19 protein-coding genes are annotated in these 25,802 nt (G+C 67.2%); 11 read left to right on the top strand and 8 right to left on the bottom strand.

Translation table 11 applies throughout. The features are described 5' to 3' along the window. Both QR77_RS17860 and QR77_RS17855 read right to left on the bottom strand, forming a co-directional pair. Entirely contained in the window at window positions 1-435 is a 435-nt protein-coding gene (locus QR77_RS17860; RefSeq protein WP_040022885.1) for a roadblock/LC7 domain-containing protein, read from the bottom strand. Next, window positions 432-3,134 carry a sensor histidine kinase gene (locus tag QR77_RS17855; RefSeq protein WP_040022883.1) on the bottom strand — a complete coding sequence of 901 codons (2,703 nt, stop codon included), beginning with the start codon at window positions 3,132-3,134 and terminating at the stop codon, window positions 432-434. The genes QR77_RS17860 and QR77_RS17855 overlap by 4 nt, the downstream gene beginning before the upstream one ends. 702 nt (window positions 3,135-3,836) lie before the next feature. Here QR77_RS17855 and QR77_RS17850 point away from each other — a divergent pair. From QR77_RS17850 to QR77_RS17840, 3 genes are all read left to right on the top strand, one after another. After that, window positions 3,837-4,229: a DUF485 domain-containing protein gene (locus QR77_RS17850; protein WP_040022881.1), complete on the top strand. Its 393-nt coding sequence runs from the start codon at window positions 3,837-3,839 to the stop codon at window positions 4,227-4,229. Then, on the top strand, window positions 4,226-5,821 hold the full coding sequence (locus QR77_RS17845; protein ID WP_040022879.1) for a cation acetate symporter: 1,596 nt from the start codon (window positions 4,226-4,228) through the stop codon (window positions 5,819-5,821). The genes QR77_RS17850 and QR77_RS17845 overlap by 4 nt, the downstream gene beginning before the upstream one ends. 171 nt (window positions 5,822-5,992) lie before the next feature. After that, window positions 5,993-6,412 carry a CoA-binding protein gene (locus tag QR77_RS17840; protein WP_040022878.1) on the top strand — a complete coding sequence of 140 codons (420 nt, stop codon included), beginning with the start codon at window positions 5,993-5,995 and terminating at the stop codon, window positions 6,410-6,412. 201 nt (window positions 6,413-6,613) lie between these two features. Here the strand turns inward: QR77_RS17840 and QR77_RS17835 are convergent, their stop codons facing one another. After that, complete coding sequence (locus QR77_RS17835; RefSeq protein ID WP_040022877.1) at window positions 6,614-7,360, bottom strand: D-Ala-D-Ala carboxypeptidase family metallohydrolase; 747 nt, start codon at window positions 7,358-7,360, stop codon at window positions 6,614-6,616. A gap of 52 nt (window positions 7,361-7,412) precedes the next feature. Between QR77_RS17835 and QR77_RS17830 the strand changes: the two genes are divergently transcribed. The 4 genes from QR77_RS17830 to QR77_RS17815 all read left to right on the top strand — a co-directional run bounded on the left by QR77_RS17830 (window position 7,413) and on the right by QR77_RS17815 (window position 10,531). After that, window positions 7,413-7,739: a hypothetical protein gene (locus QR77_RS17830; protein WP_040022875.1), complete on the top strand. Its 327-nt coding sequence runs from the start codon at window positions 7,413-7,415 to the stop codon at window positions 7,737-7,739. A gap of 11 nt (window positions 7,740-7,750) precedes the next feature. Next, window positions 7,751-8,383, top strand: a complete 633-nt coding sequence (locus tag QR77_RS17825) for an immunity 49 family protein (RefSeq protein WP_236710713.1) — start codon at window positions 7,751-7,753, stop codon at window positions 8,381-8,383. A 54-nt stretch (window positions 8,384-8,437) separates the two neighbouring features. Next, a complete protein-coding gene (locus tag QR77_RS17820) occupies window positions 8,438-9,292 on the top strand; it encodes an immunity 49 family protein (RefSeq protein WP_236710712.1) in 855 nt (284 codons plus the stop codon). Between the two features lie 372 nt (window positions 9,293-9,664). Beyond that, the gene (locus tag QR77_RS17815) at window positions 9,665-10,531 is read left to right on the top strand and encodes a class I SAM-dependent methyltransferase (RefSeq protein ID WP_236710711.1); all 867 of its coding nucleotides are present in this window, start codon (window positions 9,665-9,667) and stop codon (window positions 10,529-10,531) included. 122 nt (window positions 10,532-10,653) lie between these two features. Here the strand turns inward: QR77_RS17815 and dacB are convergent, their stop codons facing one another. Then, window positions 10,654-12,270, bottom strand: coding sequence for a D-alanyl-D-alanine carboxypeptidase/D-alanyl-D-alanine-endopeptidase (dacB, locus tag QR77_RS17810; RefSeq protein WP_040022873.1), 1,617 nt, complete (start codon window positions 12,268-12,270; stop codon window positions 10,654-10,656). A gap of 325 nt (window positions 12,271-12,595) precedes the next feature. Here dacB and QR77_RS42270 point away from each other — a divergent pair, with 325 nt between their 5' ends. After that, a complete protein-coding gene (locus tag QR77_RS42270; RefSeq protein ID WP_052488862.1) occupies window positions 12,596-14,644 on the top strand; it encodes a PD40 domain-containing protein in 2,049 nt (682 codons plus the stop codon). Between the two features lie 158 nt (window positions 14,645-14,802). On the opposite strand, the gene QR77_RS17800 is transcribed toward QR77_RS42270, so the two are convergent. The 4 genes from QR77_RS17800 to QR77_RS17785 are packed head-to-tail and all read right to left on the bottom strand — an operon-like array spanning window position 14,803 to window position 20,378. Then, entirely contained in the window at window positions 14,803-16,506 is a 1,704-nt protein-coding gene (locus QR77_RS17800; RefSeq protein ID WP_236710707.1) for an ABC transporter family substrate-binding protein, read from the bottom strand. A gap of 14 nt (window positions 16,507-16,520) precedes the next feature. Then, entirely contained in the window at window positions 16,521-18,665 is a 2,145-nt protein-coding gene (locus QR77_RS17795) for an ABC transporter ATP-binding protein (protein ID WP_040022872.1), read from the bottom strand. After that, window positions 18,662-19,618 carry an ABC transporter permease gene (locus QR77_RS17790; protein ID WP_040022871.1) on the bottom strand — a complete coding sequence of 319 codons (957 nt, stop codon included), beginning with the start codon at window positions 19,616-19,618 and terminating at the stop codon, window positions 18,662-18,664. Before QR77_RS17790 ends, QR77_RS17795 begins: the two co-directional genes overlap by 4 nt. A gap of 1 nt (window position 19,619) precedes the next feature. Next, a complete protein-coding gene (locus QR77_RS17785; RefSeq protein ID WP_236710705.1) occupies window positions 19,620-20,378 on the bottom strand; it encodes an ABC transporter permease in 759 nt (252 codons plus the stop codon). A 2,130-nt stretch (window positions 20,379-22,508) separates the two neighbouring features. Here QR77_RS17785 and QR77_RS17780 point away from each other — a divergent pair. The 3 genes from QR77_RS17780 to QR77_RS46750 all read left to right on the top strand — a co-directional run bounded on the left by QR77_RS17780 (window position 22,509) and on the right by QR77_RS46750 (window position 25,792). After that, window positions 22,509-23,150 (top strand): hypothetical protein, encoded by a 642-nt coding sequence (locus tag QR77_RS17780; protein ID WP_150130407.1) that lies wholly within the window; start codon window positions 22,509-22,511, stop codon window positions 23,148-23,150. After that, complete coding sequence (gene lxmK, locus QR77_RS17775) at window positions 23,147-24,250, top strand: class V lanthionine synthetase subunit LxmK (protein ID WP_052488861.1); 1,104 nt, start codon at window positions 23,147-23,149, stop codon at window positions 24,248-24,250. Before QR77_RS17780 ends, lxmK begins: the two co-directional genes overlap by 4 nt. A gap of 1,398 nt (window positions 24,251-25,648) precedes the next feature. Beyond that, window positions 25,649-25,792 carry a hypothetical protein gene (locus QR77_RS46750; RefSeq protein WP_160310931.1) on the top strand — a complete coding sequence of 48 codons (144 nt, stop codon included), beginning with the start codon at window positions 25,649-25,651 and terminating at the stop codon, window positions 25,790-25,792. Window positions 25,793-25,802 lie beyond the last annotated feature (10 nt).

Raw genomic sequence — 25,802 nt, 5'->3', positions numbered from 1 at the left:
CTATCGGACGGCAGTCTGGCGGGATTGCTGCAGCTCGGTACGGAGTTCCGGCGTCAGCATCTCGCCGACCTGGTCGACGAGCACGGACATCTCGTAGGCGATCTGGCCGATTTCACAGTCCGGGGCTGCCAGGGCGACCAGGCACGAGCCGTCCCGGATCGACATCATCAGCATGTTGCCGTGCTCCATCTGAACCACCGTGCTCCGCACATCCCCGGTGTCGATACAGCGGGCAGCGGCATGGATCAGGCTGATCGCACCGGCCGCGATGGTGGAGAGTTGCTCGGCACGTTCGTCTGCCAGCCCGTCCGACGCGGTGAGCAGCAGTCCGTCGGCTGAGATCACCACGATGTGCGACACGTTGGGGACTCGTTCGGTGAAGTTGGTGACCAGCCATCCGAACTGGCTCACATCCTCGGAGTTGGGTGATGTCATGGCTTTTTCCTGCCTGTAGCCGATGGATTCTGTGTCTGCTCGGGTCGCGCCCGACGGAGGCCCGACTGGTAGCTGCTGAGGAAGCTGTGGGCGCGGCCGGCGTCCAAGCCCGTAGTAGATGCCCCGTCTCCGGCGGGGGGCCGCTCAACCCGGGCCGGTGGGGTGGATCGCGTAGGCGGAAGCCTTCTGGGCAACCCGGCCTGCGTGAGGTCGGCCGGCGCGTCGGGCTTCCGCGCCGCTCGCGCGGCCGGGCGCCGGACAGGAAGCGCGGGCGCCGGTCCGTCCGGTGTCGGTTCCCCGCCGCCGGGGGGATGGGGCCGGGACGACGTGACAGGTACGGGCGACACCGGAGGTACGGGCTTCACCACGGGTACGGGCGTCACCGCCTCGGCGGGCGCCACCGGGGTGTCCGCCGCGCTTCCCGTGCCGGGGGCGGCCGTTGTCGTCACCGATGCCGACGCGGTCTTCGCGAACCACGGCTGGCCGACGGGCTGACGAGGGGCGTGTTTGGCGACCTGGGCGGGCCTTTGGCCGGTGTCGGTGAGCGGCCGCCGCGGAAGCGAGGCTGTCCTACCGTCGTTGATCCGGCCGTCGCTGGTCCGGCCGCCGCCCGCCCGCCTCGGAAGCCTCGCGGCGGTCGTGGCAGTCGCGGCGTTCGCAGCACTGGCAGCAGCCGGTCGTCCGGTGAGCGCGCCCCGCTGCCCCGCCTGGCTCGATGCCTGCGCGCCGACCAGCGTTCCCGGTATACGTACCCGGGCCCGCAGCCCCCTGCGGTTCGGCTGCGAGCTCAAGTTGACCGCGATGCCGTGCCGATCGGCCAGGCGGCCGACCACCAGCAGTCCGAGCTGCCGGGACGCGGGCGTATCCGTGGCGGCTTCCACCGCCATGCGCTGGTTGGCCGCGGCGAGGTCGCTCTCGCTCATCCCGATTCCCTCGTCCTGGATCTCGATCAGGGCCGAGCCGTCGGGCTCCCGGGTGCAGCCGATGATCACCTGGGTCTGCGGCGGGGAGAACGCCGTCGCGTTGTCGAGCAGTTCGGCGACAAGCCGCCCCAGGTCACCGGCCGCGTACCCGATCACGTCGACGGGAGCGCCGGGCAGGACGCGTACCCGTTGGTAGCGCTCGATCTCGGAGACAGCACCTCTCAGCACGGTGTCCAGCGCCACTCGCTGATGGGATGAGCGCACCAGTGTGCCGCCGCACAGGACCATCATGTTCTCGTTGTTGCGCCGCATGCGTGTCGCCAGGTGATCGAGCGTGAAGAGGCTGCCGAGTTGGTCCGGGTCCTCCTCGCGCCGCTCGAGCTGTTCCATCAGCAGCAGCAGGCGGTCCACCAGGCTCTGGCTGCGCCGGGAGAGGTTGACCAGTGTGTTCCTGAGGTCACCGCGCAGCCCGGCCTGCTCCGCCGCCAGCAGTACGGCCTGAGAGTGCACCGTGTCGAACGCCCTGGCGAGCTGGCCGAACTCCTCCGTGGTGTGGACCGGTACGACGTCGACCGCGGCGTCCGTCACCTGCCCGTCGAGAATGCGCGCGACCGCGGCGGGCAGCCGGCGCTCCGCCACGTCAAGTGCCGTCGTCCGCAGGACAGTCAGCGACCGCAGCAGATGCCGGCCGATCGCGAAACCGATGGCAAGAGCGAGCAGCAGCACCGCGAAGACGATCAGGGACGCCACGCCTGCGCGGTTGCTCGACTGGTCCTGCAGCTCGGCCGATGTGGTGTGCAACGTGTGGGTGAGGTCGTCCGCCACCTTGATGACGAGCATGCCGGTGTTTTCCGAGTCGTGGTTCCACTTCTCGACCGAGACCGGCAGCGAGACGGGCGGCGAGTCCGGCGGCGAGTCCGGCGGCGAGCTGGCGGCACTCTGCTGTGCGTCCGGTCCGGTGGGCGCGGCCAGCGCGGCGCTCACCGCTTGTGCACGCCGGCTGACGGCCGAGCCGGTGACCGTACGCTGGTAGTCGCCCAGCTCCGCAGGGGTGGCCACGGTCCGGAAGGCGTCGAGTCCGTCCCGCATGCGGATGTCGGATTCCTGTAGGGCCCTCATCAGCGTTGGGTTCATCGAGTGGCCGTGGCCGACCGCTTGCAGCACCAGCACGTGCTGGAGGTGGATCTGCTCCTCCACCGCCTCCAGGTCGTACAACGTCGTTGCCGACCTGGACAGTTGGGGAACGCTGAACGGGCTGAAGAGCGCTTGGTCCAGATTGAGCAGCCCTTTGATGATCGTGCTGTAGTCGTTGAGCGCGGTCCAGGAGGCGATGTGGCCGGACGCCACCTTCGCGCGCAGGGCGGGCAGGCGGGTCAGGAGGCCGGCGGCGTCCCGATAGCGGTTCGCCGCGACACCCGCAAGGGAGACTTCCTGCTCGCTGGTGTTCGAGACAGCGGTCCGGGCACGGTCGACGAGCCGCGTCTGCTCCCGCAGAGCGGAGGGATCAGCGGGAACGCTGTCGCCGAGCTGTTCGACGGTCATCGTGCGTTCCATCTGCAGGGTTTCCAGCAGCGTCCGCAGCTCGCTACGCATGGTGACCAGCCGTTGCATGTCCGCGTACGAGTTGGCGCGCGCGACATCGCCCTGGATCTGGACGACGCCCAGGGCGACGGCGAGCAGGGCCGGCACCATCAGCACCGCCGCCAGCTTTACCAGCAGCGGCCAGTTCCACCACTGCACGAGCGGGGCCCACCACGAGGGCCGAACCGGCCGCATGGCCGCGTGCCTCGCCCCGGTCACGAGCCGAGCCCCGTCGTCGTAACAACTTGCTCACAGGGACCTGTCACGGTGCGGTTTCTCCTGGGTTTCCCCTGAACAGAATATGGAATGCCCGGCAGCGGAGGGCGAGGTCGGCGAACGCGACTACCCGCGGTCACGCCGCTGTGCGCGAACCCAAGGGCGGGCATATGCCAGGCCGGTGGAGAAGCATCTCAAGAGATGAGGGAAGGTTCGGCCAAGGGGTTCCGGCCGACCAGGCGACGCGGGCGCTGTCCCCCAGGAAATCCATTGATTGCTTCATCTCCCACTTCTCGGCTCCGACCTATTGCCGCCCATTATGTGTCTGCTCGTCAAGTATTGGGTAGCGCGGGCGAGTTTGAAGCAGGCAACAGAACGGTAACAAGCTGGGGCCCCGCGCCCAGATGTCCGATATGGTAAGTACTCAACAAACGGAAGGCCAAGCCTTCCTCAATTCGGGAACCCCTCAAAGCTTTGAGTCGTCAAGTGACGCAAGGCCGGGGCGCGGTAGGGGCGTGGTGCAGATATTGTGCGTATCGTGTGAGTGGTGGGGCATTGTTTGACGGCGCGCGGCGTCTCACTACACTTTCCACCGCTCAGCGGACCACGGCTCACCCCTTCCCGTCTCTCCCTCCAGGGGCACCAGTTGACCGTCCTGCCCGAATGCCCCAGGAGAGAAACATGACCAAACCGGTACGGTCGCCGACCGCCGAATCCTCCGCGCGCCCTGCCGTACGTGAGTTCATCGACGCCCGTGACGAAGCCGGGCCCGACTACCACGCGATTCAGCAGAGCCCGGAGTTCTCGCGGCTGCGCAGACGACTTCGGCTGTTCGTCTTTCCGATGAGCGCCGCCTTCCTCTTGTGGTATCTGGCGTTCGCTCTTCTCTCCGCCTACGCGCACGCGTTCATGAGTCACAAGCTGATAGGTGAAATCAACACCGGAACCGTCCTCGGCCTGGCGCAGTTCGCATCCACCATCGCGATCGTCCTGGCGTACCAGCGTTTCGCCCGGAAGGAACTTGATCCGGAGGTGCGGAGGATCAACGAACTGGCAGGAGTCGGCAAGGAATGACATCGCAGCTCGCGGTCTCGGCGACCGGTAGTCCCACACTCAATCTGAGCGTGTTCCTGATATTTGTCTTCATTACTCTGTTCATCGTCTACAAGGTCACCAACAGAAACCAGACGACGGCCGACTACTACGCCGCCGGCAGCGCCTTCACCGGTATGCAGAACGGCGTCGCGATGTCCGGTGACTTCCTCTCCGCCGCTTCCTTCCTGGGCATTTCCGGAGCGATCGCGGTCCATGGCTACGACGGATTCCTCTACTCCGTCGGATGGCTGGTCGCCTGGCTGGTCGCCCTTTTGCTCGTCGGTGAGAGAGTGCGCAACACCGGACGATTCACCATGGGCGACGTGATGGCCTTCCGCATGAAGGAGCGCCCGGTGCGGGCCGCGGCGGCCAACTCCACCCTGGTGATCACGTTCTTCTACATGCTGGCCCAGATGGCCGGGGCGGGCGGGTTGATCGCTCTGCTGCTGGACGTGCACACCAGGGCCGGGCAGGCGCTCCTCATCACGGTGGTGGGGATCGTCATGGTCCTCTACGTCCTGGTGGGCGGGATGAAGGGCACCACCTGGGTGCAGATCATCAAGGCCGGTCTGCTGCTGGTCTGCGTGACCTTCATCAGCGTGTTCCTCATTGGCAAGTTCGGATTCAACTTCTCCGCGCTCCTGCAACAGGCCACGCAGCACAGCCCGTTGGGCGAGCGACTGCTTCAGCCGGGCAACTCCTACGGCACGGACGCCAAGAGCCAACTCGACTTCGTCTCGCTGGCTCTGTCGCTCGTTCTCGGCATCTCCAGCCTGCCGCACGTGTTGATGCGCTTCTACACCGTGCCCAGCGCCAAGGAGGCGCGCAGCTCGGTGGTGTGGTGCTCCTGGTCGATGTTCGTCTTCTACCTGGGAATCCTGGTCGTCGGTTACAGCGCGACGGCCCTGGTCGGTTCCGACGCCATCGCTCACGCCCCGGGCGGGGAGAACTCAGCGGCGCCTCTACTGGCCTTCCGTATCGGTGGAGTCGTGCTCCTGGGAATTGTCGCGGCGGTGGCCTTCGCGACGATCCTCGCGGTCGTGGCCGGCCTGACCCTGGCCGCTTCGGCGTCCTTCGCCCATGACGTCTACGCCAACGTGATACGGCGCGGGAAGGCCGATCCCCGGTCCGAGATACGCGTTGCCCGCCTGACGGCGATCGTGATCGGTTTCCTGGCCATCATCGGCGGCATTGTGGCCGAGGGGCAGAACGTCGCCTTCCTCGTATCGCTGGCCCTGGCGCTCGCCGCGTCCGCCAACTTGCCTACGATGCTCTACACGTTGTACTGGAAACGCTTCAACACCTCGGGAACGCTGTGGAGCATCTACGGCGGTCTGGCCTCCTGCCTCGTACTCATTCTCTTCTCGCCGGCGGTTTCGGGCACCCCCACGTCGATCATCACGAGCGTCGACTTCCACTGGTTCCCGCTCTCCAATCCGGGCGTCGTGTCGATTCCGCTCTCCTTCGTGTGCGGATACCTCGGCACGGTGTTCAGCAGGCATCCCGCGGATCCCGACAAGCAGGCGGAGATGGAAGTCCGCGCGCTGACCGGGATCGGTGCCGATCTGTAGGCGACGGCGGGAGCGGGGGAACCGGGGCGCCTACGGGAGAAGCTGAGCGGCCGTCAGCCGGCGGCCCTCAGCCGTCAGCCGGCCGCCGACAACCGGTGCCGCACGGGACCGCGGCACCCACGTACCCGTCCTGTTGGGCACTGCCACGCCGTCGTCGACGTTGAACCGGGCATGACGGTCTACGGCGATGACGCGACGGCAAGCAATATCCTGACCAACACCGGAGACACCTGGGCAGTGGTCGGCCTGTCCAGCAACCCCGAACGGGCCGCCTACCGCGTGGCCGACAAACTGCGCCGCATCGGCAAGAAGGTGGTGCCCGTGCACCCCAAGGCCGAAGCGGTGGGAGGCGAACAGGGCTACGCCTCCCTGGCGGACATCCCCTTCCCGGTGGATGTGGTGAACGTATTCGTCAACTCCGACCTCGCCGGCGCCATCGCCGACCAGGCGGTGACGCTCGGCGCCAAAGCGGTCTGGTTCCAACTCGAAGTCATAGACGAGGCCGCGTACGAGCGAACACGCGCGGCGGGCCTCCAGATGGTGATGGACCGCTCGGCAGGACGGGAGATCACCCGACTGGGACTGCTCTGACAGAGGTCGAAGACACCGACCTGGGTGCTGTGTCCAGGAGTTTGACGACGGATCGCGTTGTGGGTTGGCCCTGAACGAGTGAGGGCCCTCAGGGTCCGGCCTTCCGGGTCCGGTGTGGGTGGCGACATCGGCGACATCCACACCGGACGATCGGAAGGCCCTCATGCCCCACCGTGACGCACCCCTGACCGAGCGGGGACGTCAGATCGTGCCGTCCTGCCACCACCAGGCCCGGCCGAGGTCGGCCCGGCTGTCGACGTGCTGGTGGTCCTCGGTGTACGTCTCCAGGCCGGAGAAGCCGCAGGTCTCGGCCTTCTGGTAGACGGTCCGGTTGGCTACGCCGGGTACGCCCAGGTCCGCCGCGGTGCCGTAGAGGTGCATGCTGTCGCTGGCGCCGCCTACCTGCGAGTTGTGCGCGATGCTGCGGAAGCCGGAGTTGACTGTGATGGGTACGTTGCCCAGCTTCTTGCGCAGGGCTTCGAGCTTGTACATCGCGCGCCGGGCGTTCTCCTTGGTGGCGGCGGTGCTCAGCTTGCCGCCGGCGAAGGTACCGCTGACCCGGTCGGTGAACTCGCTGAAGTCGAAGTGCGCCGTCGAGCCGTCCGACTGCTCAAGGGCGTTGAGCTGCGCATGCGTCGCGGGACCGGCGACGCCGTCGGCGCCGAGACCGTAGGCCGCCTGGAACCGGCGTACCGCAGCGGTGGTGGCGGGGCCGAAGTTCCCGTCGATGCCGACGAGGCTGTGGCTCGCGCTGTCCGCTGCCCAGCCGGCGATCCTGATCTGCAGTTCGGTCACGTCCGCGCCGCTGGCTCCCTGGCTGAGTGTGCGCGACCAGGTGTACGCCTGGGCGACGCCCGACAGCAGCGTCGGAACGAGCACGGCACCAACACCGGCGGCCAGCGCACCCCGTACAACGGTACGGCGGTCCAAAGAGCGGGAAGAGTTCATCTTCGTCCTCTCACAAGCAGATCCATCAGGTCCATGAACGGAGCACGGGTCGGTGGAGCTCGACCCGCGCCAGTGTCATGGGTACGCGGTCCGCGCGGAAGAGGGCGCAGGGCCCGGCTTCCCCGCAGGGGGAGTGGGGAGCGCGATATCCGGCCGGGGAGGTCGACGCCCCCCCCTCTGCCGGCCTCTGCCGGAGACGCCCAACGGGTCCAGGAGGGGAGCGCAGCAGCGCGCCTTCAGATCACCGGGCGACGCCAAGTACGCCGCAGAGATCAAGAAGGCCATCGAGAACGAGACCTTGCGCTACGTTCTCGTCCAGGCAACCGAGAACACCGGTAGGTACGCAGGGGCCGAGCTCAAGTACTTCAAGCTCTTCTAAGGAGAACCACGTTGGTCTCGGCCATCCTCCGCCACTCCTTTCCCGCGGAGAACGCGGAAGCGGGCCTGGCCTTGCTCCAGGAGAACGCGCAGGAGCTGATCGACGGGCTGGAGGAACGCTCCACCAGGCTGGGTGATGCCATGGGCACCACGCTCACCCTCGCCAAGGCGCACTGCCTGATGGACCCGAGGGGATCGATTTTCCCCACCTGGGATGCCTGGGTGAACGCGATGCAGGTTGGGACCGCCGTTTTCGCCGCGGCGACCACGGCCGAGGACCACGTGCAGTGCCGCATCGCGCACAAGGACCGGATACTCCAGGCCACCGGCCCGCAGTGGTATGTGCACCCGAACGCCTGGCTCACCGCCTTCTACTTGGCCGTGGTGTGCAGGGAACGGGACAAGATCACGGCGCTGTGCCGGGTGCCGCTGTCTCTGCTTCGCGAGAACGGTTCGCGCTACGACGAGTTCTTCTACGCCTGGATCGACACCCTCCATGAAGCAGGACACCGAGCCGTACCTGCGGACCATCATCGCCGAGATGCAGCATCGGCCGGCGCTGCAGGTGACCGATGCCTCGGGCAAGATATGGGCGAACGCGGACGTTGCCGAGGGGCTCAAGTCGGCCTTGGGCGGCGGCGCTAAATACGCTGGGGCCGTCCTCGAATTCTTCAAGATCTGACAGAGGAGACAGCGTCCGTGATCGTGCTGCGCCAGGACTATCCGAAGGACGCGATGGCGGCGGTAGTTCCCGTCATGGAGGAGTCACTGTCCGATTCGCTGCAGGAGATCGAGACCTCGCACAACTCCAGGTCGAGCGCGGTCACGGAGTCGATGAACGTCGCCCTGGTCCGTTGTGTCGGCGACCCCGGCGCGGTCATGCTGGAGACCTGGGAGTCCTGGCTGCTGGCCATGCAGGTGCATTCGGCTGTCTTCGCCGCCGCCGTTCCCGACGGGGAAGCGGTCACCTGCAAGATCCGTCAGGAGGAGCGCCGCCTCGCCACCACCGGGCCGCAGACCTATCTCAACGCGGACGCGTGGCTCGATGCCTTCTACCTCTCTGTCATCTGTCGTGAAGGAGCCCGCCTCGACATGCTGGCGCGGGTCCCGGTGTCCCTGCTGCGCGACTTCGGCGGCACGCTGGACGAGTACGCCTACGCCTGGGTGGAGACCCTCCAGAGTTTCTGGCTCCGCCGTGACGACCTGCGCACGCACCTGGTGCGCGCCGTGGACCTGAGCGCCCCCGAGCAGGCCCGCGTCCTCGACGCGGAGACCATGACCAAGCTCCGGTACCCGCCGATCATGATGCTCTACCGCTACCTGCGCAACGACGCCGCCGGCTTCAACGAGGCTTTTGCCGATGCCGTCCGCTGGCACAAGGAGTACTGGACAGCGGACGAGGACCGCGCCCTGAACATCCAGGGGGTCGTGGCCCTCGCTCCGCTGGCGATCGCCTGTCTGGCAAAGGCCAATGGCATCCCGGTCGAGGTCGAGTCCGGCTACCTGCCCGAGGCCCTCCTCGACTTCGCCTGGCGCGGCGAGTTCGACGCGTAACGCCGTACCGCGCGCGAGGCACACACATGACCATCACCCTCCCCCGCCACGTTTGGGGCAGTTAGGGCACGCGGAGAGCGCGGGCTGCGCCGAGAGGTCCAGGCGACTTACACCCCCAGTCACTGACCTGGGGGTTTGTCGTTGAGCGGGTGACAAGCATCGAACTCGCGCTCTGAGCTCGGGCATCAACGGCGCCCACGAATACCGTAGGGATCTGAGCAGGGATCCGACCAGGGATTCCCGGGGCCCGCGAGCTGTGCTGGAGCCCGTCCGATTGACCGTCTTCCGACCTTGGTATACCGCATCGAAGGGTTATTTCCACAAGACCAACGATCATGCTGAAATCGGTATCGAGAGGATTTGATGACCGTGATGTCCGACCAGCGGGGACCCCAGCGGCGGCCGACCTTCGAGCGGGCCGCAGGTGAGGACGGGGCCAGAGATACCGAACTGTTCGACTACGACGCGGAGTTGCGGCTGCACAACGAGCACTTCCGCGCCGCCGCCCGCGTCGGCTCCCGCGACCGTGTGCTCGACATCGGCTGCGGTACGGGCCAGACCACGCGCGAGGCCGCCCGCGGCGCCGTCGCCGGAAGCGCGCTGGGCGTCGACATCTCCGCGCCGATGCTCGAACGGGCCCGCCGGCTCAGCGACGACCAGGGACCGCCCAACGTCACGTACCAACAGGCGGATGCCCAGGTTCACCGCTTCTCACCGACGCATTTCGACCTCTGTATCAGCCGGTTCGGAACGATGTTCTTCGCCGACCCGGTCGCCGCGTTCACCAACATCGGGCGCGCTCTGCGCCCCACGGCGCGCCTTGTGCTGCTGGTCTGGCAGGACCGCGACCGCAATGAGTGGGCCTCCGCGATCCGCCGGAGTCTCACCGGCGGAACAGCCACACCCACAGCGACACCCACACCCACACCCCCCGCCCCCGGCCCGGACGCGTTCTCCCTCGCCGACCCGAGCATCACGGAAGGCATCCTGGCGGCGGCGGGCTTCACGGACGTCAGCTTCACCGACGTACACGAACCCGTCTACTACGGCCCGGACAGCGCCACCGCCTTCGACAACGTGCTCCGCCTGCTGAAATTCCAGGACCTGCTCGCCGACCTCGACGCCGCGACGGCCGAGCAGGCACGCACACGGCTACGCGCCACCCTCGCCGCCCACGACACCGGCAGCGGCGTGTACTTCGACTCGCGCGCCTGGATCGTCACAGCCCGCCGCCACTGACCAGCACGCCCGGACGAGGAGCCACCGCCTTACGGGTGTTACACCCGCGCGTGCCTCGTAGCGTGCGGATCCCCTCGATCGGCCGCGACGCAGCGTGCTTTCAGCGTGCTCCCAGCGTGCTCTCAGTCTTCTCGCCGCGCCGCCGCCTCCTGCAAGTACGCGGAGATCATGGCGAGGTCGTTGCCAATATCGAGCACACCGTTGACGTCAGTTGTCGGGGTGGAGGCGCCGTTCACGCCGGCGAAGAAGACGTCGAAGCGGCCGTTGCCCCTGTCCAGGTAGCCGGCGATCGTGATGGCGCCGACGGCCAGGCGATTGTTGAGTGCGTCGAGCCCGACGGCGGCGCCGGTCTTGGCGAACACCTTTCCGCGCGCCGGGCAGTTGGTGCAGTTGTCGGCCAGCAGGCCGTCGACGCCGAGGATGGGCAGCGCGTTCCGGAAGACCTCCGCCTCGGGGGTGCGGTGCCAGTACGTCAGCAACCGCACCACGGCCTTGGGCGTGGTCCGGTCGACGGGGTTTCCGCCACGGCCGTCCAGGAGTTGGACCTGCTTGCGGTCGACGCCCGCGCGTTCCAGGAAGTCGGCCAGCACCGGGAAGCCGTCCATGCAGTCCTTGCTGCCGGCCGCGACCGCCATCAGACAGATGGCGAGGTTGCCGCCCAGGTTGTGGCTGACCTTGAAGATGAGCTTGGCGTACTGGGCGTACGGCGGGGAGGTGTACAGCGCCACGCGCGCCCGGCCCGCGTACGAACCGGGGAGTTGGCCGACCGGGTTGGCACCGGTCGGATTCGCGGTCACCTTCACCCCGGCCCGCCCCAGCGCCTCGATCAGCGCGGTACGTCCGAAGGCCGCCGGATCGGCGATGGGCGACACCTTCAGAGCCGGTTCGGAGTCGGCCGCGATGGTGCCGGACAGACGGATCCGGGTGCCGTTGTCGGAGGTCGTCACCTCGATGTCGGTCGGCTCACCCGCCGCGACCGTCCGCACGGTCGACGTGACGCGGTACGGGGCGACTTTCGGCCGCCAGTCCAGTCGCGCGGGTGCGCCGGCGCGGGCGCCAGGGGTGGTCAGCAGGTCGATGAGATTGTCGTTGATGATCAGGGGGGTCGGGACGGGGACGAAGACCGGCTCGGGCTGGAAGAGCCGGTTGTCGACGATCACGTTCCCGTCGACGCGGGTGATGCCGGAACGCCGCACCTGCTGCGCGATCCGGGTGATCCCGGCGAGCGGGTTCTGCGGCGTGAGCGTGGCGCCGGGGAAGTCGTTGGCGTACGTGTGGTCGAGGTCCGTGTAGTCGACCGTGCCGTCGGGACGGGTCCTGCCGCCCATGGTGAGGTCACCTTGGGCGACAAGGTCGAGATCGCCGTCCAGTGTGCTTCCGCTGCGCTCGCCGACCGCGTAGACCGGCGTCTTGAAGCGGTGGTCGCCGCCGAGGGTGTTCCACGCCCCGGAGGTGCCGAACAGCTTGGCCACCGACCCGGGGATGAAGAACTGCTCGGCGAACCGGCTGTGGACGACCCGCCCGCTGTCCGGGTCCTGCTGGAGCAGCCCCCACTGGGCGTTGGGGTAGTCCGGCTTCCGCATGATCTCCGTGATGCGCGGGTCAAGCCGGTTTGAACCGCCGTCGTCGGGCCACGAGGCGGCCTGGGCTGCCGCGCCCGACGTCAGGGCCAGGAGCAGCAGGGCACAGCATCCGGCGACAACGCGATGCCGAAGGGATCCGTAATTCTCTCCTCGCACTGCGACACGCACCGTTCGTCTCGGCGGTTTCCAGTTCATGGGGTCAGGTATGAACCCCGATGGGCGCCGGATACGGGCGGCGCGAACGGTTGTCACCCGAACGGCACGGCGCATTCGTCGCAATGCGCGGCGAACGCCCGGCCAGAACGCCCGGCCGCCGCGGGCCGAATATCGCGCGCCTTCGACAGTTCACCGCGAGGTCCAACTCTGTTGGGGGCGATACCACCCTGCGTGCATACGATCTGCCAGCCGTAGTGAGGCGCTCCGCATTACTACGGATCGGAGCCCCGACGGCACAGAAGTTCAGAACCTGTGGGGGGTTTCCTTGAAGTCGACTTCGCGCCGCAATCTCGCGGCGCTCATATCCGTCTCCGCACTGGCGGCCGGCGCGCTCGCCGTCACCATGCCCGGCGCCGGGGCCACGACCATCAACGCCCAGGGCGGAGTGATCGGTCTGTCGGGCGGCTCCGGCTCGCACCTGTTCACGATCAAGCCGGACGGCACCGGACTCACCTCCGTACCCTCCATCGCCGACAACGGCATCACCCCGGGCTGGGCGCCCGACGGTACCCGCGTGGTGGCCGGCTCCACGGAGCAGTTGGTCACCGGGCGGACCACCGGCACGACGTCGCTGGTCCAGTTGCCGGGAGCCAACGGCGGCGCCGCCGGACCGGGCTTCACCGGCCCCGTCTACTGGATGGACGGCGCCTACGTCATCTCCGGCTCGGGCGGCGAACTCTTCTACGGGCCTTCCGACGGCGCCTTCGCCCCGGTGCCACTGCTGACCGGTACTCAGCATCCGGCCGGAGTCACCGACGACAATCCCACGACGAGCCCGACCGGCCAGGTCGCCTTCGACCGGGTCACGGTCGGCAGCGACGCCGCCCCGGACGTGTGGACGTTCGACCCGGTCAGCGGGAACCTGTCGAAGACGATCAGCGACGCCTCGTCGCCGGTGTTCTCGGCCGACGGCAGCACGCTGGTCTTCGTACGGGTGGTGGACGGCCACCGTCAGCTCTTCACCGCGGCGGCCGACGGCACCGGCATCACGCAGGTGACCACCGACGCGGCCGACCACCTGCACCCGACCTGGGACCCGGCCGGCGGCAGGATCGCGTACGACGTCGCCGGCGCCGACTCGACCACGGTCGAGATGCTCACGCTGTCCGACGGCTCGGTCAGCACGGTCAGCACGACAGGCTCCAACCCCTCGTGGCAGCCGCTGCGCAAGAACACCTTCTCCTGGGTGTACGCGAGCGGATCGGTCACCATCGATCAGGCCGCCTCGCGCTGGGCGTTCGACACCGTGGGCAAGCCGCACGTGCCGGGGCTGATCCCGGCCAGGTCGGCGGTCCTGGTCAACAAGGCGATGTCGACCTACTCGTCGCCGGCGATCTCGCTGGCCGCCGAGAAGCAGGGCCCGGTCATCATGTCCTCGGGTACGTCGCTGGACACGACCGCCTCCGCCGAGCTGAAGCGCGGCCTGCCCAAGGGCAGCACCGTCTACCTGGTCGGCGGCACCAATCTGATCAACGACTCGGTGGCGAACACCGTCACGGCGCTGGGCTACAAGGTCCTCCGGCTCGGCGGCGCGGACCTCACGGCCGTGTCGGCGAGGGTCGCCCTGCAGATCACCAGCGCACCCGAATGGGTCTTCCTCGCGGACGGCACCGACTACCACGACCCCATGTCGGCCTCGGCCGCCGCGGGCGCGCTGGGCTACAAGGGCCGAGGAGTGGTGCTGCTGACCCACGGCACCACGCCCACCAGCTCGGTGACCAACTTCCTCAACTCGCTCGACCCGGCCACAACCAACCTGGTGACGGTCGGTCGCAACGCCAGGACGGCGCTGGGCACGATGCCGTTGACCAAGGACTGGGAGTACTGGGCGATCGACGGTGGTTCGACCGACCAGACCGCCGTCGACCTGGCGCGCTTCTGGTGGGCCGCCCCGTACGAGGCCGTCGTCCAGGACACCTGGACCTGGCAGAACGCCGCCGTGGGCAACGCGAGCAACGCCACCTACGGACCGGTTCTGTGGTCCACCGAGGCGCTGCTGTCGCCGTCGGCCAAGGAATACCTGACGCAGGAGTCGGCGAGCGTGCAGAGCGTCCAGATGTTCGGGCCGAACGCCTCGTACTCGGTGAACATGCGGACCGAGCTGGCCAACGCGGTCGCCAACGGCAACTCCTGGGTCGACACCCACTGGGTCGCGGGCGGCGTACTCCCGGCGGCGAAAGCCGATGTCCACGCGGCGGCCCTCACGCCGGCGTTCTCCGCTCCCGCGGCGACGCCGGTCGGCGGCCTCGACAAGGCCGCCACGGTACTCCCGGGCCGGCACCCGCTGGACGCGCCCCGCCACACGACTCGCTGACACCGCCGCGGGCGGAGCCACGTCCGCAAGGCGTCCACAAGGCGTCCACAAGGCACGGACACACACCACCGCCGCGCGACCCACCGGTACGAGTCGCGCGGCGGTGGCTACGAAGGGCCCGACCACCCGGGCAGGCCGGCTTACTTCTTCAGGCCGGCTTACTTCTTCTGCCAGCCGATCAACTCGGGCCGGCCGATGACGCCGTAGTTGCCGTAGAACTGGGCCGCCCCGTAGTTGGCGAGACCCTTCTTGACGGCCCAGATGGTGGGACCGTTGTGGGTCGGCATGATGCCGTAGGTCTCCATGGCCTTCAGCTCGACCGCGTTGCCCGCGGCGAGCTGCTGATCCAGGGTCGGCAGGTTGGTGACGGCCTTGGTCTGCGCGTCCATGCTCTTCGGCACCGAGCGGGAGACGTTGAGAGTGGAGTCGGAGCAGTACATCTGGCAGATGTAGAGCATTCCGTTCGGGTCGCTCGACGTGAAGCCCATCCCGAAGATGTCGAAGGACCGCTGGGTGAACACCTTGTTGAAGTCGGCGGAGGGGTGCGCCTTGACGTCCAGCTTGACGCCGATGTCCTTCATCATCTGGGCGAGGGCGGTGGCACGGGCCTTGGTGGTGGACCTGTCACCGATGGTGGGGAAGGTCAGTTCCAGCTTCTGGCCGCCCTTGGCGCGCACACCGTCCGAGCCGGCCTTCCAGCCCGCGGCGTCCAGGTCCTTCTTCGCCTGCGCACCGCTGAACTTCACGAGCTTGCCGAAGTTGTCCTGGTATCCCTTCTGGAAGGGGTAGAGGTTGAAGGACCCAGGCAGCGGCTCGGTGTAGCCGAGCCCCTGGAACGTGATCTTCGCGAGTTGAGAACGGTCGATTCCCTCCATCAGTGCCTTGCGCACCGCTGGATCCTTCAACTGCGGCGAGGTGCTGTTGAAGACCAGGAGGTTGTTGGAGGTGGTCGTGCCGCGGCGAAGATCGGCCCCCGTCACCGACTTCACCTGGTTGAGCTGCTCGGCGTCCTTCACCTCTGTCGCGTCGATCTGGCCGTTCTTGAAGGCGTTGGCGGAGGCGCTCTCCTCCATCTGTACGAAGGTGAACTCGTCCAGATGCGCCTTGTCGCCCCACCACTTGGGGTTGGGCTTGTAGGAGACGGTGCCGCCCTTGGCGTCGAACTTCGAGATGGTGTACGGGCCGGCACCCCACTCCGGGTGGGGCTTGCTCACGTAGGCGCTGTTGAAGGCACCGGACTTGGCGATGTGCGGGTTGACGACCTGGGAGAAGATGGACTTCCAGTACACGAACGGGCCGTCGAAGGTGACTATCGCCTGCTTGGCGTCCTTACCCTGCTTGACCGAGGCGATGCTGGAGTAGCCGTCGGTGGAGCCGACGACGTAGTCCTTGTCCTTCCCGTTGAGCGCGTTCCAGGTGTCCCGGAACATCGTCCAGTCCATGTCCTGGCCGTCGTTCCACTTGGCCTTCGGGTTGATGTCGTAGGTGACCTGGGTCTTGCCGCCGACCGTCGTCTGCTTGACGTCGGTGAGGTAGTCCTTGTTGTAGGTGATGTTGCCCTTGGGGTCGTTGAAGGACAGTTGCGGCTGGTAGAACCAGGCGATCTTCGACGTGTAGACCGACCCGTTGCCGTTCAGGGGGTTGAGCTGATCGGGGATCTCCACGATGGGAAGCGTCATCTTGCCCCCCTGCTGCAGGTTGCTCGCAGGCTGGGGGTTGTACGAGGTCAGCACCTCGCTCTCCGAGGTGGCGCCCTTGGAGGTCTTCTGTCCGGAGTTGTCGGTGTTCCCACCGCTGCATCCGCAGAGGGCGAGGGAAGCGGCGGCGGCGAACGCCAGCCCGCTCAGAGCGATTCTTCTCATGACAGCCTTTCAGTTCAGTTGTCGACAGACGTGACGGACGTGACGGACGTGATCGTGTCCGCGAAATGGCATGCGTCGCGGTGGTCCGGGTCTCCCCTCCCGGTGAGCTGCGGAGTGACGCCGCGGCACTGCTCCTTCTGCGGCTCCGACAGCGTCAGGTGGAGCGGACACCTGGTGACGAATCGGCAGCCCGGCTGATCGTCCGTCGGACTGGGAAGGTCGCCCTTGAGCAGGACTCGTTCGCGGCTGCGTTCCGCGACCGGATCGGGCAGCGGGATCGCGGAGAGGAGCGCCTTGGTGTACGGGTGCCTGGGGTCGTCGAATACGGAGTCGATGGTGCCGATCTCGACGATCCGCCCCAGGTACATCACCGCCACCCGGTCGGAGATGTGGCGCACCACCGACAGGTCGTGGGCGACGAAGAGGTAGGACAGGCCCAGCTCGGCCTTGAGGTCGTTGAGCAGGTTGATGACGCCTGCCTGCACCGAGACGTCGAGAGCCGAGACCGGCTCGTCGAGAACCAGCAGCTTCGGCTTGGTGGCGAGCGCCCGGGCGATGCCGATACGTTGCCGCTGCCCGCCGGAGAAGGCCGCGGGGAAGCGGTCGCGGTGCTCGGGGTCGAGTCCCACCAGCTCCATCAGTTCCGCCACCTGGGTGTCGAGCGCCTTTTTGTCGCGTTCACCTACCGCGCGGAGGGGCTCGGCGAGGATGTCGAAGACCGTCATGCGGGGGTCCAGTGCCCCCATGGGGTCCTGGAACATCATCTGGATGTCGCGGCGGACGGAGCTGATGTCCTGCTTCCGCTTCAGGTCCGCGGTGTCCTTGCCGCAGACGGCGATGCTGCCCTGCTCGGGCACCTTCAGCCTCATGACCTCCAGCAGTGTGGTGGTCTTGCCGCACCCCGACTCGCCGACGAGTCCGAGCGTCTCCCCCTCGCGGATGTCCAGGTCGATGCCGTTGACGGCGAAGACGGTGCCCACCTTGCGTTTGAGCAGGCCGCCCCTGGTGAGCGGGAAGGTCTTGGTGAGACCGGAGAGTTCGAGGACCTTCGGCCGGTCCTCGCGGGGGACGGCCGTGGCTTGGCTCTCCCTGGAGACCGGTACGGGGTAGATCGGCTCGCCGCCGATGCCGCCGTCGTTGATCTCCGCGGCACGTCGACAGGCGGCCGAGTGCTCGTCGCCGGGGTCGCTCCCGGCGATCGTCAGCAGGGGCGGTTCGGTCTCCCGGCAGGCGTCCTGCACCACGGGGCAACGGGCCGCGAAGGGACAGGCGTCGGGAAGGTCCACCAGGAGCGGCGGAGTCCCCGGCACCGGGATCAGGGCGCCCCTGGCGCGGTCGTCCAGGCGGGGAATCGCACTCATCAGGCCGATGGTGTACGGCATGCGCGGTCGCGAGAAGAGTTCGTCCACCCCGGCACGTTCGACCGGGCGACCGGCGTACATCACCATGACGTCGTCGGCCGATCCTGCCACCACCCCGAGGTCGTGGGTGATCATGATGACCGCTGCCCCGGTCTCGCGCTGGGCGGTCTTGAGAACATCGAGGATCTGCGCCTGCACGGTGACGTCGAGAGCGGTCGTCGGCTCGTCGGCGATGATCAGGTCGGGGTCGTTCGCGATCGCCATGGCGATGACGGCCCGCTGCCGCATGCCGCCTGAGAACTCGTGCGGGAATCCCTTGGCGCGGCGGTCGGGGTTGGGGATGCCGACCAGGTCCAGCAGTTCGACGGCCCGTTTCCAGGCGGCCGAGGACGAGATGTCCTGGTGGATCTGGAGGGCCTCGACGATCTGGGCTCCGATGCTGAAGATCGGAGTGAGCGACGAGAGCGGGTCCTGGAAGATCATGCCGATGCGCCGACCGCGCACCCTCGACATCTTTCGGTCGTCGAGGTCGAGGAGGTTCTCCCCGCCGAGCACGACTTCGCCGGTGACCGCGGCGTAGTCGGGCAGCAGCCCCATGACGGCCATGGACGTGACGGACTTGCCCGACCCCGATTCGCCCACGATGCCCAGGGTCTTGCCGCGGTGCAGGTCGAAGGAGACGCCGCGGACGGCGTCCACCCGGCCTGCTTCCGACGGGAAGGCCACCTTCAGATCACGCACGGACAGCAGGGGCTGCCGGGTGTCGGGCTCGGTCGTGACAGCGCGCTGCTCGATCATGCGCGGCCTCCAGATTGCGAGGTGGGGTCGAGGGCGTCCCGCAGACCGTCGCCGATGAGCGCCATCGCCACGGTGAGCAGCACGACCATGGCCGCGGGCAGGTAGAACAGCCAGGGAGCGGTGGACAGGGTGTTCTGCCCGTCGGCGAGCATGGAGCCCAGCGATACGTCGGGCTGCTTGACGCCGAAACCGATGAAGGAGAGCGCCGTCTCGGCCTGCACGGTCGAGGCGACACCGAGGGTGAACGTCACGATGAGCAGGGACCCGATGTTCGGTACCAGGTGGCGGACGATGGTGCGCATCGGGCTGACCCCCATGAAGCGGGCAGCCATCACGTACTCCCGCTCCCGCAGGGAGGTGGCGAGAGACCAGATCACCCGGGCGGTGAGCATCCAGCCGAACAGCGTGAGGACAACGACCAGAACCTGCCACTCGCCGCGGAAGTGCGTACCGACCAGGGCGATGATGAGGAACGAGGGCAGGATGAGCAGGAAGTGCACAAGACCGAGCATCGCCCGCTCGACCTTGCCGCCGAAGTAGGCGGCGGTGGTGCCGAACAGCCCGGCTATGGCGGTGGTCAGCAGCGACACCGTCACGGCGATGATCAGCGATCTGCCGAGTCCGTGCACGAGTTGCGCGTAGACGTCGTTGCCCGCGCCGTTGGTGCCCAGCAGGTGGCCGCCGACCCCGGGGGAGACAGTGAGCGCGGTGAAGTCCGCCTCCTCGTAGTCCCAGTGGGTGAGGTATCGGCCGAACAGCGAGAAGAATACGAGGAGGGCGAAGAGGACCAGACCGCCGAGCGCCGCCTTGTTGCGCGCGAAGCGCCGCATGTAGAGCCTGGACGGGGAGAGGCGCTTGCCGGCGGGGCCGGTCTTCCCGGCTTCCCGCGCGCCGGCCTCGTCGGGGCGCAGCTCTCCGGTGTCGGGTCCGACACCGGGCATGTTGATGGCCACGTCAGCTCACCCTGATCCTGGGGTCGAGGGCCACGATGACGAGGTCGGCGAGAATCGCACCGATGGCCGTCATGAGGGCACCGAAGGCTGCGACAGCGACGACGCCGTGCACGTCGTTCGTGCTGATGGTCTTGGTGAAGTACTCACCCATTCCGTGCCAGGCGAAGACCGTCTCCGTGATCACCGCGCCGGTGAACAGCGCCGGCATCGCGAACGCGACCTGAGTGGCGACGGGAATGATCGAGGTCCGCAGCCCGTGCCGGTAGATGGCCTGCTTCCGCGTCAGCCCCTTGGACCGCGCCGTACGGACGTAGTCGGAGTTGATGTGATCCAGCAGCAGCGATCGCTGCAACAGGTGGTATCCGGCGTAGGAGATGAACGTGAGCGAGATCGTGGGCAGGATCGCGTGCGTCGCTCTGGACCCGAGGACCGACCAGAACCCGGCGACGTCGGGGCTCTGCGCACCGGCGACAGGGAGCAGCGTGCTGCCCAGGGCCTGGTTCAGCGCGATGGCCACGAGCACCACCCCGAGGGAGGCCACCGCGGAGGGCGTGTTGAAGGAGAGCACGGAGAGTCCCTGCCACACCCGGTCGGCGGCCTTGTACTGGCGCGACGCGGTGTAAACACCCAGCCCGACTCCGATGATGATGGAGAGGATCGTCGACCCCAGGACCAACTGGCCGCTGACGAAAATCCGGTAGGCGACCTCGTCGTTGACGCTGCCCCCGGTCGGCGACTGGCCCCAGTCGAAGTGAGTCACGATCTGAGATATCCAGTGCCACCACCGATCCACGATCGGTTTGTCTGGATTGAGGTTGTAAAGCGCCAGCGAATGGTTGATCTGGGCTGGAGTTCGAGGCGGTCGCAACGCGGTGTAGTTCGACGCAGGCTTGAGGAACGCGTTAGCGAGGAAGTACGTGAGATTCGTCGCGATGGTGATCATCAAAAACCAGCCGACTGCTTTGCGGGCGATGTAACGCAGCACTGTTAGCCGGCCTTTCGTGCTATGGGGCCTATCAGCCCATAAATCCGTTGGGTGACTGGACTCTTGGCCGCGTTGACCGGGCGCCGGTTCGCGAGCGCTCGGACAGGACGTGCGGATCCTCGGTTGGCCAGAAAATGAATGGCGCGCCACTGCTCCCGTATGCGAGCCTGTGGTGTGCTGACGGAGCCGCCGCACGGGCAGGCGAAGCAGGAGTGAGTAGTGCGCCGGGCATGAAGCCACAACCTCGCGTGTGAGTCAGCCAGTTCTAGGCGACCGCACGAGTCGGCAGCGCCGCTGTTGACGATTGCAACTGCCCGTGTGCACGTCAAGGCTGCCCAGGTCGCGATCTGATCAAATCGAAGCCGCATATCGGTCATTGGCCGCGAAAGTTTTCAACGTCGTGGTGGACGCGCGTTGAACGCGAAGCTTCGGGGCGTCGCTGACCCTTCACGCGCATGAGGCGCGGTTCGCCGTCCGGACCGAGTACAAGTACGGGGACGGGCCGGGTACGGGCCGGGTACGGGAGCGGGCCGGGAACCTGTCACGCCGACGCGCTCGTCATCGCGCGGCTCGACAGCTTCCAGCCGGGACGCGACCACGAGCGCGTGAGCGTCCCGTGCGCCGGTGCTGGAGAAGCCCGGACCACCGCCGCAGCGGCCGTCGTCGGCCCCATCTGTGGTCAAATCCTTCGCTGTTCGCGTCGGTAGGGCACCGCCCACAATTGGAGTTATTGCCTCCGCAGCTCTGTTCCTGGCACCCTAAAACATCACCGGTACGGTTCTGTTGATAATGCTTTAATAGGGGGGCGGTGACTTCGCTCGTGGGGGAGGGGAGCCGCGTGCCTTCGATTCAGCGAAGGCATAGCAGAGGTCAAGAGCGGATCGGCCCGCACGCACACCTTTCCGTGTACGTGCCCGTGTTGCTGGAGTCGATCTTGCTGATCAGTCGGCTGGTTTCCGCGCCGCTGATGGCCATGGGTCGATTGTTGACTTGGCCGCTGGGCGCGGCCCTCGCGCTGTTGACCGGGGTCGCGGCAGGCGACGTGCCGACGGCCGGCGCCCTGGGCGCGCCAGGTGGAGTGATCGCCGAAGCGGGCCTGCTGGGTCTTGTCGGGGGTGTGGCCTTCTGCTGTGCCCACCGGTTCACCGGCTGGATGCTCGGCGTGGCGTGTGAGTGGGGACCAGATCCGTCACGCCGCACGTATGTCGCGCGAGCGCGGCTGGATCTGAGAGCGATCCCGGCCTTCACGGCCCAGGAACAGCCCCACGCGCGAGTTTCACCTGCTGAGTTCGCGACTAATAGGAGGGCAGTTCGACTGGGGTATGTGCGTGAATCCCAAATGGCAAATTCAAGGAAAAGGAGAAGTGACCAAGATGGGACGCCCGGAGACCCGCGTAGATCCTTCCGAGGGGCCACTACAGAGATTCGCATACGCGCTCAGAGCACTCCGAAGATCTGTGGGTAACCCTTCTTATCGCGAACTGGCGAGCCGTGCGAACTTTTCGGGGACGACTCTGTCGGAGGCAGCTCGGGGGCTCAGCCTCCCCAGCCTGGAGGTGACTCTGGCCTACGTCAGGTCATGCGACGGCGACGTCGCGTTCTGGAGGAGGTACTGGACGCAGACCGATGCCGACCTACGCGCCTCCGGCACTCCTGGCCTACGTGTCTTGGGAGTTCTTCCCGAACCAGTCCCCGCGCACTCGGACATGCCCGACCCCGTCGACCTGCCGAGAGCCACTTCCCACCGCTTACGCGAGCAGGAACTGAAGGTGATCCTGCCCGCCCTCGCGGGACTCGCCGGAGCCACAGCCGGTCTGGTCGGTGGCAAGCCGAATGCGGCGGCGCTCACCTTGGTGGCAGGAACCTGCATAGTGTCTGGTTTCTGGCTCGGAAGGAGCCTGAGAAATGCATGACCACACCGCTCCTGAATCCGTTGAAACGGGATCGGCGGCCCGCCGGTCCTGGACGCGGTGGACGGGCGCCATGCTGCGGGACTTGGGCAACTGGGTGGCTCGCAGGCCGGTGACGCTGCCCGAGGGACAGCGGATCCCCCACTCCTCGGACGTACGGATGATCGTCTGGGCGTTCGTCGGTACCGACCTGGTCACCGGGTTCGTCATCGACGCGATGATCCCGCCGGCCGGTCGAGCGATCCATCTCCTGTGGATGGTGTTCTCCCTCGTTGTCTCGCTGGGCTTCTGCGCGATGACCGCCCGCGCACCTCACCTGCTGGACAGCAGGAATCTGCGCCTGTGTACCGGAGCGTTCGGTGAGTTGACGATCCCGGTGGACGCGCTCGCATCCGTACGCGTCGCGCACGGTTCCACCCAGGGGCACGGACTGCGCAGGGTCCCGGACGAGGAGGGCGCGGTGGCCTGCACCGTCAGCGCCGGGACCAACTTCGTCATCGACCTCGAAGAGCCGGTGCTGGTGCGGTTGCGGAAGGGCGAACCGGTGCTGGCGAGGCGGATCTATGCCGCCGCTGACCAACCAGGAGAGGCGGCACGCCTGATCGGCCGTTCGGTCGCCAGGAGGGCCAAGCCGTGACCGACGCGACCACGGACACCCTTGACGAGTACTCCGAAGTGCAGGCCCTTCTGACCCGCTCGGGGTTCGGATCTCTGGCCGGGCAGGCTGACGTCAGGAAACTGCCCGGCCGCAATCACAATTGGATCGGCACCACCGACACCGGGGAGCGCGTCTTCGTCAAGAAACTCGAGGGGCCGACCGAAGCATCGGCGGCGCGGATTCGGCAGTGCGTCACTTTCGACCGGATACTGAGAAGTGGCTCGGCCTCCGAGTTGCTCTCTCCTCGGCTTCTCGCCACAGATGCCGAAGCGAGCGTGCTGGTCTTCGCCTGTGTGGACGAATCGAGGACCGCGGCAGAGGTGGCACGCGAGGAACGGCTCACCTCCGACCTCGCGTATTCCCTCGGGCACACGGTCGGGCTGCTGCACAACCTCCCGGTCGAAGAGATCGTGAATGACAAGGGAGCCAGCCCTCTGCTTCCTTCCGAGGAACTGCTCGAAGCCCTCCCCATCGCTCTTTTCGAGGCCTCGTCCGCGGCGGAATTGCAGGCGTGGAGCATTCTGCAGAACGATGTCGCTCTCGGGGAAGCCCTGCGTCAGCTCCTTCACCAGGAGCGGCTCGCGGATCGTGTGGCCGCGCACTGCGATCTGCGACTCGACCAGTTCCTGGTCGTCGACGGCGCGGTTGACGGCACGGTGTACCTCACCGACTTCGAGGAGTTCCAGGCCGGCGACGCGGCTCGCGATCTCGGGGGCGTGGTCGGCGATCTGCTGCATCGCGCTCTGCTGGACGCGGCCACGAGTGACGGGGCAGCGTCGGAATCCCCGTCCCACGCCCGGATGCTGGCCCAGTTGACGGACGGCATCGGCAGCGTACGTCCACGGATCACCGCTTTCTGGAGCGGCTACCGCGATACCAGGCCGAGCGGTGACAGCCACCTGGCCGAGCGGGTCGCCGCCTTCGCCGGCTGGCATCTCCTCGACAGATTGCTGGCCGGGGCGCGCACAGCGCCTCGTCTCGCGGCCCTCCCCCGTGCGATGGCCGGTATCGGGAGGAAGGCTCTGCTTACTCCGGAGGCCTTCATTCCCACCCTCGGACTGCTGGAGGCCCACGCATGACGGAGACAGCCACGGACGTCCTGTCCGCGCGGCTCGAAGCGGTGCTGTCCGAAGTGCGTGTTCGGCCCGACCGCCTGAGCGCGACCGTACAGGGAAGGACGGTGACCGCCGACTCCCCCCGAGCCCTCACCGGTCAACTCGCCACCGCCCTCTACACAGTGGCCCACGTCGGCCGGCCGGCGACGGAGCCGGCAACCGCACGGAACCTGTCGGGCGCACGCGACTTGGAGGCAGGGCTCGCCCGGGGCGTCCCTCATGAGCACACCCGCCATCGAGGGTCCGTCCTGAGCGACCGAGGAGATGGGGGACTTGTCGTCGGCCTCTCGGGCATACGTGTCCGTGTTCCCCGTGAGCGGATCACCGTTACGCACGAACGCGTCGCCGGAGCAGCCCACGCTGAGGGACCGACCGCCCGGAACGCGCCTGTCCGCCCGAAAGGGGCGCACGAAGAGACGGACGTACTCGTCGCCGCGGCTCGCCCGTCGCTCTCTCCGGGATTCTTCCTGGTTGACGGCTCACAGCCATTGACCGGCCAGGACCCGATTCTGCGGGTGTACCTGCATGTCAGAACAGCCGACGCCGCTCTCGAAGCCTGGGGCAGAACGCTGCGCTGCCTGGAGGGACTTGGTGTTCCCTTTCGTGCCAAGGCCGCCTCTTCCGCCCACGCCCTGCCGCGACGCGACGGCGTCGTGGTCTACCTGGGGAGTGGGGACCAACACGTACTGCCGTGCCTGGTCGAAGAGTTGAAGGGGGCCGTCCTGGGCTCCGAAGCCTCTCCCTTCACGCGGCCTCTCGCTCCTGGCGTCGCCGTGGCCTGGGAGCCGGACGATTCGAGGCCGGGCATGCGCAACACCAGCTTCGGTGAGCACAGGTCGCGGGCGCTTGCGGCAGGTCTGATCCGCCACGTCACCCAACACCCCGCCGAAGCCGACGGGCCACACCCGAACCGGTCGGGGTGTGTACGCGAGGCTCTGTTGGAGGCCGGCGTCGACCCGCTGGATCCGGCGCGCAATCTCTCCTCTCCGCCCTGTTCCGCCACCGATTCCTGACGGGTGGAATTCAAGGTTCCTCGCAACACCGTGGCCGGTTGATCAGGTCGCGAACGGTTCAGACAGACGCTCGGCCGGGGTCTCCCGGCCGAGCGTTTTACGTGGGGGTTTCCTCGCACTCCACCGTGCCCTGTGAGCTGGGATGTTGCGACGAGCACGAGGACTTACGTGCGTGCCCGCCGGGAGGTTGATGTCCGGTGGCACGCCCAACAACCTTTCAACAAGGAGACCTTGCCCGGCCCTTCCGAGTCGAACTAGTTTTCTGGATGTCGCAGGGAAGAGGTCGATGAATTCGGATTCTTTCCCTTGTGGCTTGGTTGCCTACTTTCAACGAATAAAGGAGAAGGATATGAACGACATCGAGCTGGCCACCGGCTTCGACACCTACGCGGATGTCATCGAGATGGCGGACGAGGTCACCCCGGACGAGGCCCCCTCGCCGCAGACCATCGTTTCGCTGAGCGTCGTCGCCAGCATCAAGTGGGGCTGCTGACAACCCAGCT

It is taken from the genome of Streptomyces sp. 150FB, from assembly GCF_000818195.1.
In the GTDB taxonomy this organism is placed as follows: Bacteria; Actinomycetota; Actinomycetes; order Streptomycetales; family Streptomycetaceae; genus Streptomyces.
The sequence above is the reverse complement of the archived record's forward strand: the minus strand, read 5'-3'. Positions and strand labels throughout refer to the sequence as shown.